Genomic DNA, 14,754 nt, shown 5'->3' on the forward strand with positions numbered 1-14,754 from the left:
TTGAATATCGACGCGGCCAAACTGAGCGAGTTGTTGGATGCACCTGTTTTGGAAACAGTTGCAGTGAGCGCGTCGGGCGTACAGGCTGTACGCGAAGCCGTGGCGAAGCTGCCGCGTAAACGCTCTTTCCCCGCAAACCCCGCCTCTGCCGAACGCACGCTCGATGCGCTGGATAGCGACAAACTTTATCAAGAAGTCGAATCGATTTTGGCACAAGTGGTACGCACCCAGATGACGCTGCCCGCATGGCACAAAAAACTCGACGACATCGTGCTGCACCCCGTTTGGGGCATGATTATGCTGCTGGTGATCCTGTTTATGGTGTTCCAAGCGGTTTACACTTGGGCGGCGCCGATTATGGATGCCATCGAAGGCGGCTTTGCCGCGCTGGGCGAATGGATAGGCGCCAACATGGAGCCGGGCATCCTCAACGACTTGCTCGTCAACGGCGTCATTGCCGGTTTGGGCAGCGTGTTGGTGTTCCTGCCTCAGATTACGATTTTGTTTGCCTTTATCCTGCTTTTGGAAGACTCGGGCTATCTGCCGCGTGCAGCCTTCCTGTTGGATAACATCATGGCGAAAAGCGGTTTGTCCGGCCGTTCGTTTATTCCCCTTTTGTCCAGCTTTGCCTGTGCCGTTCCTGCCGTGATGTCGGCGCGAACCATTAACGACCCGCGCGAACGCCTTGTTACCATTGCGGTTGCGCCATTGCTGACTTGTTCCGCACGTTTGCCGGTATATGCGCTGATTATCGCTGCTGTCATTCCTGACCGTACAGTGGGCGGTATTTTCAACCTGCAAGGCCTGACACTGTTTATTCTTTATATCGCAGGCATCCTGTCGGCTGCATTAGCGGCATATATCATGAAACGCTTGGCGCGAATGAAAGGCAACGTGCAACAATTCCCACTCTTGATGGAATTGCCGACTTTCCGTACGCCTAACTTTAAACACATCATGACCAGCCTGTGGGATAGGGTGAAAGCCTTCCTGAAACGCGCGGGTACCATCATTTTTGCGTTGGCCGTGGTTCTGTGGGGCTTGGTAAGCTGGCCGCAACCGCCTGAAGGCGCAACCGGTGCAGCCATCGATTACAGCTTGGCAGGTACGCTTGGTCATGCTATTCAGCCGTTGTTTGCACCTTTGGGCTTTACTTGGGAAATGTGTATCGCCATGATTCCGGGTATTGCCGCGCGTGAAGTAGTTGTCGCTGCTTTGGGTACCGTTTATGCCGTCAGCGCATCGTCTGAAGATGCAGTACAAAACGCACTGATTCCTATCGTACACAACAACTGGGGCTTGCCGACCGCCTTTGCCTTCTTGGCTTGGTATGTGTATGCTCCGATGTGTGCCGCGACTTTGACCGTGATTAGACGCGAAACCAAATCCACGAAAAATATGCTTATGATTACAGGCTATTTGTTCCTGATGGCTTATTTTGCCGCATTCGTGGTTTATCAAATTTCTTCAAGGATACTATCGTCATGACTCAATATATTATCGTCGGCTTGATTATGCTTGCCTGCGTATTCTTCCTCTTGCGAAAATTCGTGTTCAAACCGAAAAAACGCGACTGCAGCAGCGGCTGCGGCAAATGCGGCGGTTGCGGTTAAATAAAGAGGGTTAGGTAAAAGTAAAAGGCCGTCTGAAATGGTTTCAGACGGCCTTTTTGTATGTTTGAACTATGGTTCAATCGTTGTTGTAGGGTTTTCTAAGATTCTGTGACAAAACGCTTAAACTGTCTTTTTTCTTGGGAAAATGATGCAAGTGATTAAAAATATCAATGTTCCCCCTACGAAATCGATTAAATGGTGTTGATAGACAAATAAGACCGAAATGGCGAGTAAAAACCCCCATATACCAAAAAATGATTTTAAGAATTTAGATTTGAATTCTCTACAATAAACCTCAGCCGAAAGAAAAGCGAAACTCACATGTAATGACGAGCATTGATTAAAACTACTGTCCAATTTTCCCAAAATATAAAAGAAGGATTTTAAAATTTGGTTATCGACTTCAGGCTTGGAAAAATAAAATTTCATAGGAAATATTACAAATAGAGCAGTAGAAACTCCGATTAAAAAGGTTGCTCTTTTTATCAGTAATTTCAGACTGCTTTCGTTCTTTTCCAAAAATATAGTGACCAAGAAGAAAAACGGTGACGTCATATAAGGCAACATAAATATGGGCAAGAAAGGAATATTCCTTTCCCAGTCTATAAAATATGAAGGCACATTATCGACTGTATATGTATAAAATTCAGCTCCCTTTTAAAAAACGATAAAAAATATTGATATAAAAATTGTATATTTAATCTTTAGTTTCGATAGCTTATCCACTTACCGATTTTCTCCATCCATGATTCCAATATAATTAAAATCGTAAAAGTTCATCACACTATCATATATATCAGTGATATGGAATATGTCGCACTGTCTCTAATATTTTGTCGGATGGTTATTCCATCTATGGTTTCAGACGGCCTCGAAAGGTGGATTGTAAAAAAAGAGCAAAATTACAGATTAGGTATGATATTGAAGTGAATCTTTCAGTAGTCTCATGATTTATTGAACGGGAAGTCTGAAATGTCCGGTAATGGTGTAGCGGTAGAGGACATCGTCTTCACGGGTTCCCGAACCGATATTATGGATAATCAGTGGCCTGTCGCCGATTTTTCGATCGGAGACAATGCCGATATGGGGACGGTTGCCTTTTAGTTCCCAAGTTACAATATCGCCAGCTTGATAGTTTGTATCTTGAACGGCCCAGCCTTGACGCGTGAAATAAGTCATTAGGTTAGGGACACGGCGGTGGTCGATATTGGTATCAGGTTGTTTCAAACCCCAGCGTTTAGGATAGACGGAAAAGTTACGGCTCATGTCTTGATGAACAAGCTCTTGCAAATCTATATTTTGCTCACGCAATGCACGGATGACCACGTCTGTGCAAACGCCTTTTTCCATCGGCACATCGCCCATCGGATAAGTGAGCTTCGTGTAAGCCGGGTCGTAACGAAGGGTTTTACCAATTTGATTTCGTGCAGATTGGACAATTTGCGGAGATGGTTCTTCGGGTTCGGTAATCTCTTGTTGTAGGAAATCGGTATTAATACTTGGGATAGAGTTGTGATGACGGGCAAAAAATACAGCTGTTGTAATCAGAAGGATAGAAAGCACAATACTGATAACTATGGGCTTAAAGGCTGTTTTGTGTTTCATGATATATACACGGCTTAGATGTTGTTTGCATTATTATCAAATTTTTGGGTGGGTTGGCAATGCATAATGGAAAAATGGTCTTTAGCAAGTATGTATGGGTAAATAATAGATGAGTGTTATTTGGGTATTACTAAAACGTTTTTCGTAAATATAGATTTTAAATTGGTACATGATAAAAGGTCGTCTGAAACAGGTTTCAGACGACTTTTTATTGTAAAAATCTATAAATTTAATAGATAATAACTATTCTCATATTATCAAGCTAGAAAAGATAACCCGCTGATTAACTTGATATTTTATATGGTTAAATTATGTTAACTAAAACATACGCTATCCAAACCTGATTTCACAGTTGATTTAAATCATAATGTCTTGTGTCCAAATCTCTAAAATACCCGAAATCATACTGGATATTGATTTTCGAATAACAAACTACAAGAGTCGAGGAACGCAAAATGCCGAAAATCCCTGAGTTGGTTTGTCCCGCCGGTAACCTGCCCGCTTTGAAGACGGCGGTGGACAATGGCGCGGACACGGTTTATATGGGGCTGAAAGATGCGACGAATGCGCGCAATTTCCCGGGGCTGAATTTCGATATGAAATCGGCGCAGGAAGGGGTGGCTTACGCCCATGCGCGCGGCCGCAATGTGTTGATGGCCATCAATACTTTTGCCCAGGCGGGGCAAATCGAGCGGTGGCATCGGGCTGTCGATACGGCGGTGCAACTGGGGGCGGACGCGATAATCGTTGCCGACCCTGCAATTATGGCTTATGCCGCCGAGCGTCATCCTAATTTGAGGCTGCACATGTCGGTACAGGGTTCGGCGACCAATTACGAAGCCATCAATATGATGAAGGAACTGTTCGGAGTCCGCCGTGCCGTGCTGCCGCGCGTTTTGACGGTCGATCAGGTCAAACATGTGATTGACAATACGGATGTGGAAATCGAAGTGTTCGGTTTCGGCAGTTTGTGTGTGATGGTGGAAGGACGCTGCATTTTGTCGAGCTATGCGACGGGTGAATCGCCGAATATGCAGGGCGTATGTTCGCCGGCGAAGGCCGTGCGCTGGGAGCAGTTGCCCGACCGCATGAACGTGCGGTTGAACCAAGTATTAATCGACCAATACAAACCGGACGAACCGGCAGGCTATCCGACCCTGTGTAAAGGCCGTTTTGAAGTCAATGACGAAACCTATTACGCGCTGGAAGAGCCGACCAGTCTGAACGTTTTGGAAATGCTGCCCGAACTTATTAAAATCGGTGTATCCGCCATCAAAATCGAAGGCCGCCAGCGCAGCCCGATGTACACGGCGCAGGTAACCAAATCGCTTCGGCAGGCTTTGGACGCGGCCGCTGCCGATCCGGTGCATTTCAAAGTCAATCAGGTGTGGAACAATGCGCTGAGCAAGGTTTCGGAAGGGCATCAGACGACCTTGGGTGCATACAGCCGTCCGTGGAAATAAGGGGGGAGGAAAAATGAATCCGATGAAACTATCATTGGGGCCGGTTTTGTTTTTCTGGCAGAAGGAAGCTATGCTGGAGTTTTACGCCGCCATGCTGGATGCGCCGGTGGATACCATTTATTTGGGCGAAGTGGTGTGTTCGCGCCGCCAGAAAATGCGTTTTGCCGACTGGGTTAGCCTGGCGGAAGATTTGGCGGAAAGCGGCAAGGAAATTATTCTGTCGTCGCAGGTGCTGCTGGAAAGCGAATCCGACTTGAAACGCCTGCGCAAAATCACAGGGCAGGACAAATTCAAAGTCGAAGCCAACGACATGGGCGCGGTCAAACTGGCGCGCGAACACGGCATTCCCTTTGTCGCCGGCGCCAGCCTGAACATTTACAACGAAAGCACGCTGGCGCTGTTCCAAAAACTGGGCGCATACCGCTGGATTGCGCCGTCCGAGTTGAGCCGCGACAAAGTTGCCGAAATCATCAAGGCTTCAGACGGCATCGAAACGGAATTGTTTGCTTGGGGCAAAATGCCTTTGGCGTACTCTTCACGCTGCTTTACCGCGCGGCATTACAACCTGAACAAAGACGGCTGCGAATTCCGCTGTTTGGATTACGAGCAAGGCATGGACATGAATACCCGCGAGGGCAAACCGTTTTTAACCATTAACGGCATCCAAACCATGTCTTACGGCTGCCAAAACCTGCTGCCGCACCATGAGGATTTGCGGAAAATCGGCGTGAACATGCTACGCCTGTCGCCGCAAATGCACGGCATGGCGGAAATTGTCCGTATCCACCGCGATGTATTGGACGGCAAAGCCGCCCTGGCAGATGCACTGCCCGAATTGGAAAGACTGACCACCGGCACGCTGGTGGACGGCTATTGGCACGGCCAGCCGGGTATCGAAGCCGTGAAGGAGGAATATTATGGCGTTGCCTGAAATCGTATTGCCCGCATGGGCGGGAAAAATCGGCGGTAAATTACCGGGCAGGCCGCCGCGTTTCGCTTTGGTTTTTGCCCTCAATACCATGCTCAAACGTGGATTGCTGCCCGCCGACATGAGCCTGTTTGACGGCAAAAAATTCGAAATCGACGTATTGGACGCGGGCATCAAGGTGCGTTTCACCGCCAATGCCGAAAAATTCATCGATGCAGATTTTTTCGGTACGCCCGATTTGCGCCTTGCCGCCAACGGCATCGACTTCATGCGCATGATGATGCGCGAGGAAGACCCGGATACTTTGTTTTTCAACCGCAAACTGCAAATCGAAGGCGATACCGAGCTTGGGCTGATTACCAAAAACCTGCTCGACAGCGTGGACTGGCCGTTCGGAGATTGGTTTTTGAAGCGGCAGATGTCCGACTGAATGCCGGTTCGTGCAAGAATAAAGCAAAGCATTCATCCATTAAGTTTATGATTTAAAAATAAAATATCCAATACCTTTTACAAAATTCCCAAATCCCTAAATTTCTACCAAGGTATTTAGGGATTTGGGAATTTGTATTTGGATTTTGGCCACCGGGTAAAAAGGTATTTTGCAAAAGTCTCAATCCACAACAAAAAGGCCGTCTGAAAACCAAATTCCGGTTTTCAGACGGCCTCAATCATTTAAAACTTTCAACAAACTCTTATTTCAACGCTTCCAACAGCTTTCCGTGTATTCCGCCGAATCCGCCGTTGCTCATGATCAAAATATGGTCGCCTGCTTCGGCATTTTTCACAATTTCGGCAACAAAGGTATCGAAGTCTTTGCCGACGTGCAGCTTGCCGCCCAAAGGCGCGAGTGCCTCGGCAACGTCCCAGTCCACACCGCCGGCGTAGCAGAATACTTGGTCTGCATCGTTTAAGCTTGCGGGCAGGGCGGCTTTCATTGTGCCGAGTTTCATGGTGTTGGAACGCGGCTCGAGGACGGCGAGGATGCGGGCGTTTCCGACGCGCTGACGCAGGCCTTCGATGGTGGTTTCGATGGCGGTCGGATGGTGGGCGAAGTCGTCGTAAACGGTGATGCCATTCACCGTGCCTTTGATTTCCATACGGCGTTTGACGTTTTTAAACGCGCTCAAGGCTTCGCAGGCGGTCTGAATGTCGACTCCGGCATGACGTGCGGCGGAGATGACGGCAAGCGCGTTCATGCGGTTGTGTCCGCCCATCAAATCCCATGCGACGTGTCCGGCTTTTTTGCCGTCAAGCAACACGTCAAACGAGCCGTCGGCATTGACTTCGCCGACCTGCCAGCCGTGTTCGGTGCCGAATTTTTCCACCGGCGTCCAGCAGCCTTTGTCGAGCGTATCTTGCAGGCTTTGCTGCTGTCCGTTGCAGACGATTAAGCCTTCAGACGGCACGGTGCGTACGAGGTGGTGGAACTGGGTCTGTATCGCGCCCAAGTCGGCAAAGATGTCGGCGTGGTCGAATTCCAGATTGTTTAAAATGACGGTACGCGGACGGTAATGTACGAATTTGGAGCGTTTGTCAAAAAAGGCAGTGTCGTATTCGTCGGCTTCGATAACGAAGAATGGGGATTTTGAATTAGGATCTTGGCGCGGCGTTTGCGGCAGGCGGGCGGAAACGCTGAAATTTTCCGGTACGCCGCCGATGAGGAAGCCCGGCGCGAGTCCGGCATATTCCAAGACCCATGCGAGCATGGACGCGGTGGTCGTTTTGCCGTGCGTCCCCGCCACGCCGAGTACCCAATGATGGTGCAGCACGTTTTCCGACAGCCATTGTGGGCCGGAAATATAAGGCAGGCCGCGGTTTAAAATCGCTTCAACCACATCCATGCCGCGTTTGGCAACATTGCCGATAACGTAAATATCGGCTTTAAATTCGTCTAATTGAGCGGCATCAAAACCTTCGTGTACGCCTATACCTAAGGCTTCAAGCTGGGTGCTCATCGGCGGATACATCTTCGCGTCGCAACCGCTGACTTTAAAACCTGCTTCTTTGGCAATAGCCGCTACGCCGCCCATAAATGTGCCGCCGATACCGATAATGTGGATGTGTTTCATGATAAGACCGTCTTGGGAATGAATTAATTTTAAAGCCGTCATTATAACGGAGTTTGGATAAAGGGGTCGTCTGAAAAGTAAAGCGGCAATAAGAATAGGGGAGAGATAGGGAGGATTGAATCTTAATAGGGAATTTTTAGGTTATAGTTGCTACTGAAATATTTATACTTTGGGCGCTGTGTTGCCGATTGAAAAAGGTATGAAATGGCTGGGCGATATGACTGTAGTTCTGTCTTTGCTCATGCTGGTGTTTGTTTTCTTGGTTGACCCGACTCACTACTTCCTCAGCAACTTGGTTGTCTCTATCGGTAATATCCTTACTCAAACCGTTCACCATTCTTTCGAGCTGTACTTGTTCCACAACCGCGATTGGTCTAATGGCTTACTGGGTATGGTGGATTACTTGGGCACCATTTGTGGGCGTGTTCTTAGCGAAAATTTCCAAAGGCCGTACTTTGCGCGAATTCGTGCTGGCATCCATTATGGTACCAGTCGGCTTCCTCGTGATTTGGTTCTCCGTATTCTCCGGCTTCAGCCTGCTTGATACTGTTGAAGGTACTGGACGCTTGGCAGAAATTGTCAATAAAGGCGACTACGAAGGTACATTCTATTACCTGCTCAATATGCTGCCTCTGTCTTTCGCAACCAAACCGTTGACCGTTATCCTGTTCTTAGGTTTCGTGGTTCTGGTTTGTTTGTGAAAGTTGTCGGGTGCGACGTTCAAAATACACTGTTGCCATGGCAATCGCAGCGGTCATCAATGCCGTTGTGGTTAAGATAACAAGGGGCTGCGGCGGTAAAACGGCGGTCAGCCCTGCGCCGATAACGAATAAGGTCGTCTGAAAAATCCAAAGCCGTTGCGGTCGGCGGTGTTCGGGCTTGTTGTACGGCGTGTTGGCGGCAACCCCGAGATAAAACACGCCCAAACCGAGCCACAGCATTCGGACGGACTCAGCGGTAGCGGTGCTGTTTTGGTGCAGCCAAGCCAGTGCCACCGTTACCAAAGCGATGCCGATCAGTACGGCATAATGGCTGTACGAGGGCAATGCGCCCGAGTTTTGCGCTTTGTGTTCGTTGATAAAATAGGAAAACTGCATCACATAAACCGTAAACATCGCAAACAGAATCACAATCACGGGCAGTGCGCCGATTTCAAACTTCGCCACGTGGAAATAAGGGGCGATGTCGATCACGGTTTCGCCGAAAAAAATAATCACCAGCCCGTTTAGGCGTTCGAGTAGATGCGGAAAATTCACCGCAGGTTGCTTGTGGCTGACAAAGGTGGGCAAAATCCAACCCAAACCGAAACCGCCCAGCGCAACCCACTGTCTGATATGGGCGGGAAACAACAGCGAACCGAGCACCATCGCCGCCGTCAATCCGCGCAATCCCGCCACCAGCTTGATTCTGCGGCGTTGTTTGGGGGAAGCGTGGCGGGCAAGCTGCAACAGATATTGCAGGCAGACACTGCCGACCAGTAGCCCCAGCGCAAGATTAAACGGCACAAAATTCGCCAGCCAGTCGCTGCCCATCGCATTGGACAAAAACAGCAGCAAAAACATATCGGCAAACAAAAACAGCCGATCCCGCCAAGAGTTGTCGCCGAAGCGGTTGATGTAAATGCTCTGGTATGACCAAACGGTAAACAGAATCACCAGCGAAATCAGAAATGTGACGTAATCGGCTTCGTCGGCGTGGTGCACCAGCTCGGTGGTGCGGGACAAAGCATATACAAACACCAAATCATAAAACAGCTCGGGCAGCCCGACTTTTTTCTCTCCAACAGGCATAAGCCCTCCGGTTGTGATGAATAACTTATTGAAGAATAACAGTTTTTACCGACAAGTACCATTGACTGGGCGGCTTAAAAATAGCTCTCGTCAATGTCCATTTTGCCCAGTTTTTGGTTAATGGCGTGCAATTCGTCCGCAGTCAGGCGGATTCGCAGTGCGCCGAGGTTTTCCGCCAAGCGGTGTTTTTTGGTGGTGCCCGGAATCGGTACGATAAAGGGCTTTTGCGCCAGTTCCCACGCCAACACGATGTGCGCGGCGGTGGCGGATTTGGCGGCGGCGAGCTCGTGCAGCAAGTCCAACACAGGCTGGTTTTTCGTCATCACATCCGCCGAAAAACGCTTCATCGTGCGGCGGAAATCGCCTTCGGCGTATTGGGTCTGCGCGTTAAAACGGCCGCTTAAAAAGCCGTTCCCCTGCGGGCTGTATGCCACAAAGCCGATATGGTTGGCTTCGCAAAAAGCAAACAATGCTTTTTCGGGGGCGCGGAACACCATGGAATATTGGTTCTCCGTGGCGGTAATGGGCGTAACGGCGTGGGCGGCGACCATATACTCAATCGGCGTGTTGGACACGCCCCAATGATGGATTTTGCCTGCCTTAATCAATTCGCCCATTACTTCCGCTACCGCCTCGGCGGGTACATTCGGGTCAATGCGATGCTGGTAATACAGGTCGATGTAGTCGGTTTGCAGATTGCGTAAGGATTCGTCCACTTGCTTGCGGATGGATTCGGGGCGGCTGTCCAGCACATTCTCCACACTGCTGGCGGAATGAGTTTGCCCCACAATGCCGATCCAACCGTAGGCGACAACAGTACGGTAGTAAATTTTGCTTTTGCACCGACTTCAGTAGGCGGCTTGGGCATCAACTACACAATCACGCCGGAAGGCTGGTTGTATACGGTAAGCCATACTCAAGTGCAATAAGAGAAAGTCAACATATTCGTCAATGCTCTGAAAGTAGGCGGAAAAATCTGCTCGAATTTCTTAATGCTTGATAATGTGAGATTTTTGGTAGATTGAACCTAAGTCAATCATAGAAAACGGATACATAAAATGCTGCTTGTTTGATAAGCGGCATTTTTATTATCTATGGTTTCTATGTTTATTCAGGCTGGCAGTGATGGTTTGATGTCTTAGAAAAGTTGTGGCTGTAATTGTGAAAATAATGCCGTCTGAAAAATAAGTTCTGAGCAAACCACGCTACGACTTATTTTCAGACGGCATTTGTCTTCTGTATTTTACGATTTCTATTAAAGTGCTGCTTCTGAGCGTTCTCCGGTACGAATACGGATCGCTTCTTCAACGGGATAAATAAAGATTTTACCATCACCGATTTTGCCGGAATGCGCGGTTTCTAAAATGGCGTCCACAGCCTGATCGACTTTGTCGTCAGCCAATACCAATTCAATTTTTACTTTAGGCAGAAAATCGACTGCGTATTCCGCGCCGCGATAAATTTCCGTATGGCCTTTTTGACGGCCGAAGCCTTTGACTTCGCTGACGGTCATGCCGGTAATGCCGATTTCAGTCAGGATTTCGCGTACATCGTCGAGTTTGAAAGGTTTGATAATAGCTTCGATTTTTTTCATATTAAGTCTCCTTGTTTGCGAAAAGGCCGTCTGAAACATTCAGACGGCCTTTGTTCCATCAAGTTCGTTCAAATTTTATTTGAGTGAACTTATTTCTTTTTCTGAGCAGGCAGGTCGGTACATACGCCCAATGCCACTTCCGCAGCCATACCGATGGATTCGCCAAGGGTTGGGTGTGGGTGGATGGTTTTACCGATATCGGCTGCATCACAGCCCATTTCAATCGCCAAGCAGACTTCGCCGATCATATCGCCGCCGTTAGGACCAACGATACCGCCACCGATGATACGACCGGTTTCAGCATCAAAAATCAGCTTAGTGAAACCATTGTCGCAACCGTTGGCAATCGCACGGCCGGAAGCAGCCCATGGGAAGTTGGCTTTGGTGATTTTGCGGCCGGAAGCTTTGGCTGACAATTCGGTTTCGCCAACCCATGCCACTTCAGGAGAAGTGTAGGCAACGCCCGGAATAACGCGTGCGTCGAAGTAGGCTTTGTGGCCGGCACAGTTTTCAGCGGCAACGTGGCCTTCGTGAACGGCTTTGTGCGCCAGCATAGGCTGACCGACGATGTCGCCGATGGCGTAGATGTGCGGCACATTGGTACGCATTTGTTTATCGACTTCGATGAAGCCACGGTCAGTCACGGCAACACCGGCTTTTTCAGCGCTGATGAGTTTGCCGTTTGGTGCACGACCGGCAGCTACGAGTACGGCATCGTAACGTTGTGGCTCTTTAGGCGCATTTGCGCCTTCAAAAGTAACGTAAACGCCGTCTTCTTTAGGCTCAACAGCAACAGTTTTGGTGTTGATCATGATGTTGTCAAAACGGTATTCGTTTTGTTTTTGCCATACTTTAACCAAGTCGCGGTCTGCGCCTTGCATCAGGCCGTCCATCATTTCAACCACATCCAGGCGAGAACCCAGAGTGCTGTAAACCGTACCCATTTCGAGACCGATAATACCGCCGCCGATGATTAACAGTTTGCCCGGTACTTCTTTCAGAGCCAATGCACCGCTGGAATCGATGATGCGTGGATCTTCAGGAATGAAAGGCAGTTTGGTTACGCGGCTACCTGCTGCAATGATACAGTTTTTGAAGGCAACGATTTTTTTCTCGCCGGTAGGAGTCGCTTGCTCGTACACTTCGCTGGTCGTCAGAGAAACTTCCAAGTGGTGCGGATCTAAGAATTGGCCGTCGCCTTGGATAACGTCTACTTTACGGCCTTTGGCCATACCTGCCAAACCGGTGGTCAGACGGGAAACTACGCCGTCTTTGTAGGCACGAAGCATATCGATGTCGAGTTCTGGCTCTGGGTATTTGATACCGTTGGCAGCCAAGTGACGTACTTCATCGATAACGGCAGCATTGTGCAACAGGGCTTTGGAAGGGATACAGCCGACGTTCAAGCAAACACCGCCCAAAGTTTTGTAACGTTCAACGATGGCAACTTTCAAGCCTTCGTCAGCAGCGGCAAATGCAGCAGAATAACCGCCAGGGCCGCCACCCAATACGACTACGTCGTATTCGGCATCGGCAGAACCGCCGAATTGAGCAGCTTGAGGAGCAGGAGCGGCTGCTTTAGGGGCTTCTTGTGCAGGAGCAGCTGGTGCTTCGGCTTTAGGAGCGGCAGCCGCACCTTCGGCTTCAACGACAACAATCAAACCGCCTTCGGAGATTTTGTCGCCGACTTTAACTTTAACCTCTTTGACTACGCCTGCAACTTCGGCAGGTACGTCCATAGTCGCTTTATCGGTTTCCAAAGTAATCAGGGTATCGTCCACAGCAATGGTATCGCCCACATTTACTTCAACCGCAATAATATCTACATTTTCGTGACCGCCAATGTCGGGCACTTTCAATTCAACTAAGCTCATGTCTAATCTTTCTGAATGATGTTCGGACTTCTTTTTTCAGACGGCCTTTCTATTCAGGCCGTCTGAAAATGCTCGGATTACAGAGTAATGCGGCGGAAGTCTTTCAACAGGTTAGCCAGGAATACGGTGAAGCGCATACCGGCGGCACCGTCGATGACACGGTGGTCAAAGGACAGGCTCAACGGGCACATCAGGCGTGGAGCAAATTCTTTGCCGTTCCAAACCGGTTTGATTTGGGATTTGCACACGCCCAAGATAGCAACTTCAGGAGCATTCACAATTGGTGTGAAGCCTGTGCCGCCGATACCGCCCAAGCTGGAAATGGTAAAGCATGCGCCTTGCATTTCTTGTGGTTTGAGCTTGCCTTCGCGGGCTTTTTTAGACAATTCGGTCAGCTCTTGGCTGATTTGTTTCAAGCCTTTTTGATCCACGTCTTTGATGACTGGAACAACCAAGCCGTTTGGCGTGTCTGCTGCGAAACCGATATTGAAGTAGTTTTTCAGCACCAAGTTGTCGCCATCCAGAGAGGCGTTGAATTCAGGGAAGGCTTTCAGCGCAGCAACAGAGGCTTTGATGATGAACGCCAATGGGGACAGTTTCACGCCTTCGCGTTCCCATTCTTTGTTCAGTTGTTTGCGGAATTCTTCCAATTCGGTCATGTCCGCTTCTTCGTGTACGGTAACGTGAGGAATCACAACCCAGTTACGAGACAGGTTTTGACCGGAGATTTTCTTAATGCGAGACAATTCTTTAACTTCGACGCTGCCGAATTTAGAGAAGTCAACTTTAGGCCATGGCAACAAGTCCAGACCACCGCCCAAAGAAGCAGCGGCAGGTTTGCCTGCACCGCTTTGCATAACGGATTTAACAAAGGCTTTAACGTCTTCGCCCATGATACGGCCTTTCAGACCGGTACCTTTGACTTGGCCCAAATTTACGCCCAATTCGCGCGCCAGTTTGCGTGCGGAAGGACCTGCATGCGCTTTTGCAAATGCAGCTTCATCGATTTTGGCAGCTGCAGGTGCAGTCGGAGCAGGTGCAGCTGCTGGTGCAGTAGGAGCAGGAGCGGCAGCTGGTGCAGGCGCAGCGGCTTGAGTGGCAGGAGCAGGGGCTGCTGCGGCAGAGCCGGCAGTTTCTACTTCAATAATGGCGGAGCCTTCGGATACTTTGTCGCCAACTTTCAGGAATACGGCTTTAACCACACCGGCTTCGGTACATGGTACGTCCATGGTGGCTTTGTCGGTTTCCAGAGTAATCAGGGTGTCGTCAACGGCAACAGTGTCGCCGACTTTAACTTCAACGGCAATAACGTCTACGTCAGAGTGGCCGCCGATATCAGGTACAACAACTTGTACGGTAGCGCCACCGGCAGGAGCAGCTGCAGGCGCAGCAGCTGGAGCAGCAGGATCTTCTGCTGCAGGAGTCGGAGCGGCATCAGCAGCGGCAGCACCGGTTTCAACGGTCAGAATAACGCCGCCTTCAGAGATTTTATCGCCAACTTTCACTTTAACTTCTTTCACGACGCCGGCTGCATCAGCAGGTACATCCATAGTGGCTTTGTCGGTTTCCAACGTAATCAAGGTGTCGTCAACGGCGATGGTGTCGCCCGCTTTGACTTCTACGGCGATGATGTCGACGTTTTCATGACCGCCGATATCAGGGACTTTGATTTCTACGATACTCATTTGAGTTCCTTTAACATTTTCAGTTTGATGCCGTCTGAAAACTGTTTCTTACGGCATCGGTACAGTTTGTTCAAGCCATTCAAGCATTCGGTTTCCAGACGGCCTGATGTCTGAATAAAGCAAACAGGCCGTC

General features: G+C 49.3%; 14 protein-coding genes and 1 pseudogene. 8 read left to right on the forward strand and 7 right to left on the reverse strand.

The window, feature by feature from the left end:
* On the forward strand, positions 1-1,488 hold a 1,488-nt coding region (gene feoB, locus ACTHSP_RS05405), incomplete at its 5' end, for a ferrous iron transporter B (RefSeq protein WP_440345764.1).
* The gene (locus tag ACTHSP_RS05410) at positions 1,485-1,613 is read left to right on the forward strand and encodes a FeoB-associated Cys-rich membrane protein (protein ID WP_003683546.1); all 129 of its coding nucleotides are present in this window, start codon (positions 1,485-1,487) and stop codon (positions 1,611-1,613) included. The genes feoB and ACTHSP_RS05410, both read left to right, overlap by 4 nt.
* A gap of 951 nt (positions 1,614-2,564) precedes the next feature.
* Here the strand turns inward: ACTHSP_RS05410 and ACTHSP_RS05415 are convergent.
* Positions 2,565-3,218: a DUF1287 domain-containing protein gene (locus tag ACTHSP_RS05415; RefSeq protein ID WP_003683582.1), complete on the reverse strand. Its 654-nt coding sequence runs from the start codon at positions 3,216-3,218 to the stop codon at positions 2,565-2,567.
* Positions 3,219-3,673: 455 nt separating this feature from the next.
* Here ACTHSP_RS05415 and ubiU point away from each other — a divergent pair, with 455 nt between their 5' ends.
* The 3 genes from ubiU to ubiT are packed head-to-tail and all read left to right on the forward strand — an operon-like array spanning position 3,674 to position 6,039.
* A complete protein-coding gene (gene ubiU, locus ACTHSP_RS05420; protein WP_440345765.1) occupies positions 3,674-4,681 on the forward strand; it encodes a ubiquinone anaerobic biosynthesis protein UbiU in 1,008 nt (335 codons plus the stop codon).
* A gap of 13 nt (positions 4,682-4,694) precedes the next feature.
* Positions 4,695-5,612 carry a U32 family peptidase gene (locus ACTHSP_RS05425; protein ID WP_440345766.1) on the forward strand — a complete coding sequence of 306 codons (918 nt, stop codon included), beginning with the start codon at positions 4,695-4,697 and terminating at the stop codon, positions 5,610-5,612.
* Positions 5,599-6,039: a ubiquinone anaerobic biosynthesis accessory factor UbiT gene (ubiT, locus tag ACTHSP_RS05430; protein WP_440345767.1), complete on the forward strand. Its 441-nt coding sequence runs from the start codon at positions 5,599-5,601 to the stop codon at positions 6,037-6,039. The genes ACTHSP_RS05425 and ubiT overlap by 14 nt, the downstream gene beginning before the upstream one ends.
* A 262-nt stretch (positions 6,040-6,301) precedes the next feature.
* Here the strand turns inward: ubiT and mpl are convergent, their stop codons facing one another.
* Entirely contained in the window at positions 6,302-7,678 is a 1,377-nt protein-coding gene (gene mpl / locus ACTHSP_RS05435; protein ID WP_440345768.1) for a UDP-N-acetylmuramate:L-alanyl-gamma-D-glutamyl-meso-diaminopimelate ligase, read from the reverse strand.
* A 217-nt stretch (positions 7,679-7,895) separates the two neighbouring features.
* On the opposite strand from mpl, the pseudogene ACTHSP_RS05440 reads away from it, so the two are divergent.
* Positions 7,896-7,997, forward strand: a pseudogene (locus tag ACTHSP_RS05440) (hypothetical protein); the annotation flags it as partial.
* A gap of 58 nt (positions 7,998-8,055) precedes the next feature.
* On the forward strand, positions 8,056-8,379 hold the full coding sequence (locus ACTHSP_RS05445) for a BCCT family transporter (protein WP_049352299.1): 324 nt from the start codon (positions 8,056-8,058) through the stop codon (positions 8,377-8,379).
* Here the strand turns inward: ACTHSP_RS05445 and ACTHSP_RS05450 are convergent.
* The gene (locus ACTHSP_RS05450; protein ID WP_049352298.1) at positions 8,350-9,468 is read right to left on the reverse strand and encodes a low temperature requirement protein A; all 1,119 of its coding nucleotides are present in this window, start codon (positions 9,466-9,468) and stop codon (positions 8,350-8,352) included. The two genes, ACTHSP_RS05445 and ACTHSP_RS05450, sit on opposite strands and share 30 nt — an antisense overlap.
* Before the next feature lie 74 nt (positions 9,469-9,542).
* Positions 9,543-10,256, reverse strand: coding sequence for an aldo/keto reductase (locus tag ACTHSP_RS05455; protein ID WP_440345769.1), 714 nt, complete (start codon positions 10,254-10,256; stop codon positions 9,543-9,545).
* Here ACTHSP_RS05455 and ACTHSP_RS05460 point away from each other — a divergent pair.
* On the forward strand, positions 10,242-10,397 hold the full coding sequence (locus tag ACTHSP_RS05460) for a hypothetical protein (protein ID WP_318250476.1): 156 nt from the start codon (positions 10,242-10,244) through the stop codon (positions 10,395-10,397). The genes ACTHSP_RS05455 and ACTHSP_RS05460 overlap by 15 nt on opposite strands.
* 326 nt (positions 10,398-10,723) lie before the next feature.
* Here the strand turns inward: ACTHSP_RS05460 and ACTHSP_RS05465 are convergent, their stop codons facing one another.
* From ACTHSP_RS05465 to aceF, 3 genes are all read right to left on the reverse strand, one after another.
* Complete coding sequence (locus tag ACTHSP_RS05465) at positions 10,724-11,062, reverse strand: P-II family nitrogen regulator (RefSeq protein WP_003683576.1); 339 nt, start codon at positions 11,060-11,062, stop codon at positions 10,724-10,726.
* Positions 11,063-11,151: 89 nt separating this feature from the next.
* Positions 11,152-12,936, reverse strand: coding sequence for a dihydrolipoyl dehydrogenase (lpdA, locus tag ACTHSP_RS05470; RefSeq protein ID WP_049352295.1), 1,785 nt, complete (start codon positions 12,934-12,936; stop codon positions 11,152-11,154).
* A gap of 77 nt (positions 12,937-13,013) precedes the next feature.
* Positions 13,014-14,621 (reverse strand): dihydrolipoyllysine-residue acetyltransferase, encoded by a 1,608-nt coding sequence (gene aceF / locus ACTHSP_RS05475; protein ID WP_440345770.1) that lies wholly within the window; start codon positions 14,619-14,621, stop codon positions 13,014-13,016.
* Positions 14,622-14,754: the final 133 nt, after the last annotated feature.

This window comes from Neisseria sp. P0001.S005 (assembly GCF_051963715.1).

What these genes read in the sequence shown, in the direction of transcription:
- ACTHSP_RS05410 (WP_003683546.1), top strand. Translation starts at nt 1,485, where the DNA reads ATGACTCAATATATTATCGTCGGCTTGATTATGCTTGCCTGCGTATTC.
- ACTHSP_RS05415 (WP_003683582.1), bottom strand. Translation starts at nt 3,218, where the DNA reads ATGAAACACAAAACAGCCTTTAAGCCCATAGTTATCAGTATTGTGCTT.
- ubiU (WP_440345765.1), top strand. Translation starts at nt 3,674, where the DNA reads ATGCCGAAAATCCCTGAGTTGGTTTGTCCCGCCGGTAACCTGCCCGCT.
- ACTHSP_RS05425 (WP_440345766.1), top strand. Translation starts at nt 4,695, where the DNA reads ATGAATCCGATGAAACTATCATTGGGGCCGGTTTTGTTTTTCTGGCAG.
- ubiT (WP_440345767.1), top strand. Translation starts at nt 5,599, where the DNA reads ATGGCGTTGCCTGAAATCGTATTGCCCGCATGGGCGGGAAAAATCGGC.
- mpl (WP_440345768.1), bottom strand. Translation starts at nt 7,678, where the DNA reads ATGAAACACATCCACATTATCGGTATCGGCGGCACATTTATGGGCGGC.
- ACTHSP_RS05445 (WP_049352299.1), top strand. Translation starts at nt 8,056, where the DNA reads ATGGCTTACTGGGTATGGTGGATTACTTGGGCACCATTTGTGGGCGTG.
- ACTHSP_RS05450 (WP_049352298.1), bottom strand. Translation starts at nt 9,468, where the DNA reads ATGCCTGTTGGAGAGAAAAAAGTCGGGCTGCCCGAGCTGTTTTATGAT.
- ACTHSP_RS05460 (WP_318250476.1), top strand. Translation starts at nt 10,242, where the DNA reads ATGAGTTTGCCCCACAATGCCGATCCAACCGTAGGCGACAACAGTACG.
- ACTHSP_RS05465 (WP_003683576.1), bottom strand. Translation starts at nt 11,062, where the DNA reads ATGAAAAAAATCGAAGCTATTATCAAACCTTTCAAACTCGACGATGTA.
- lpdA (WP_049352295.1), bottom strand. Translation starts at nt 12,936, where the DNA reads ATGAGCTTAGTTGAATTGAAAGTGCCCGACATTGGCGGTCACGAAAAT.
- aceF (WP_440345770.1), bottom strand. Translation starts at nt 14,621, where the DNA reads ATGAGTATCGTAGAAATCAAAGTCCCTGATATCGGCGGTCATGAAAAC.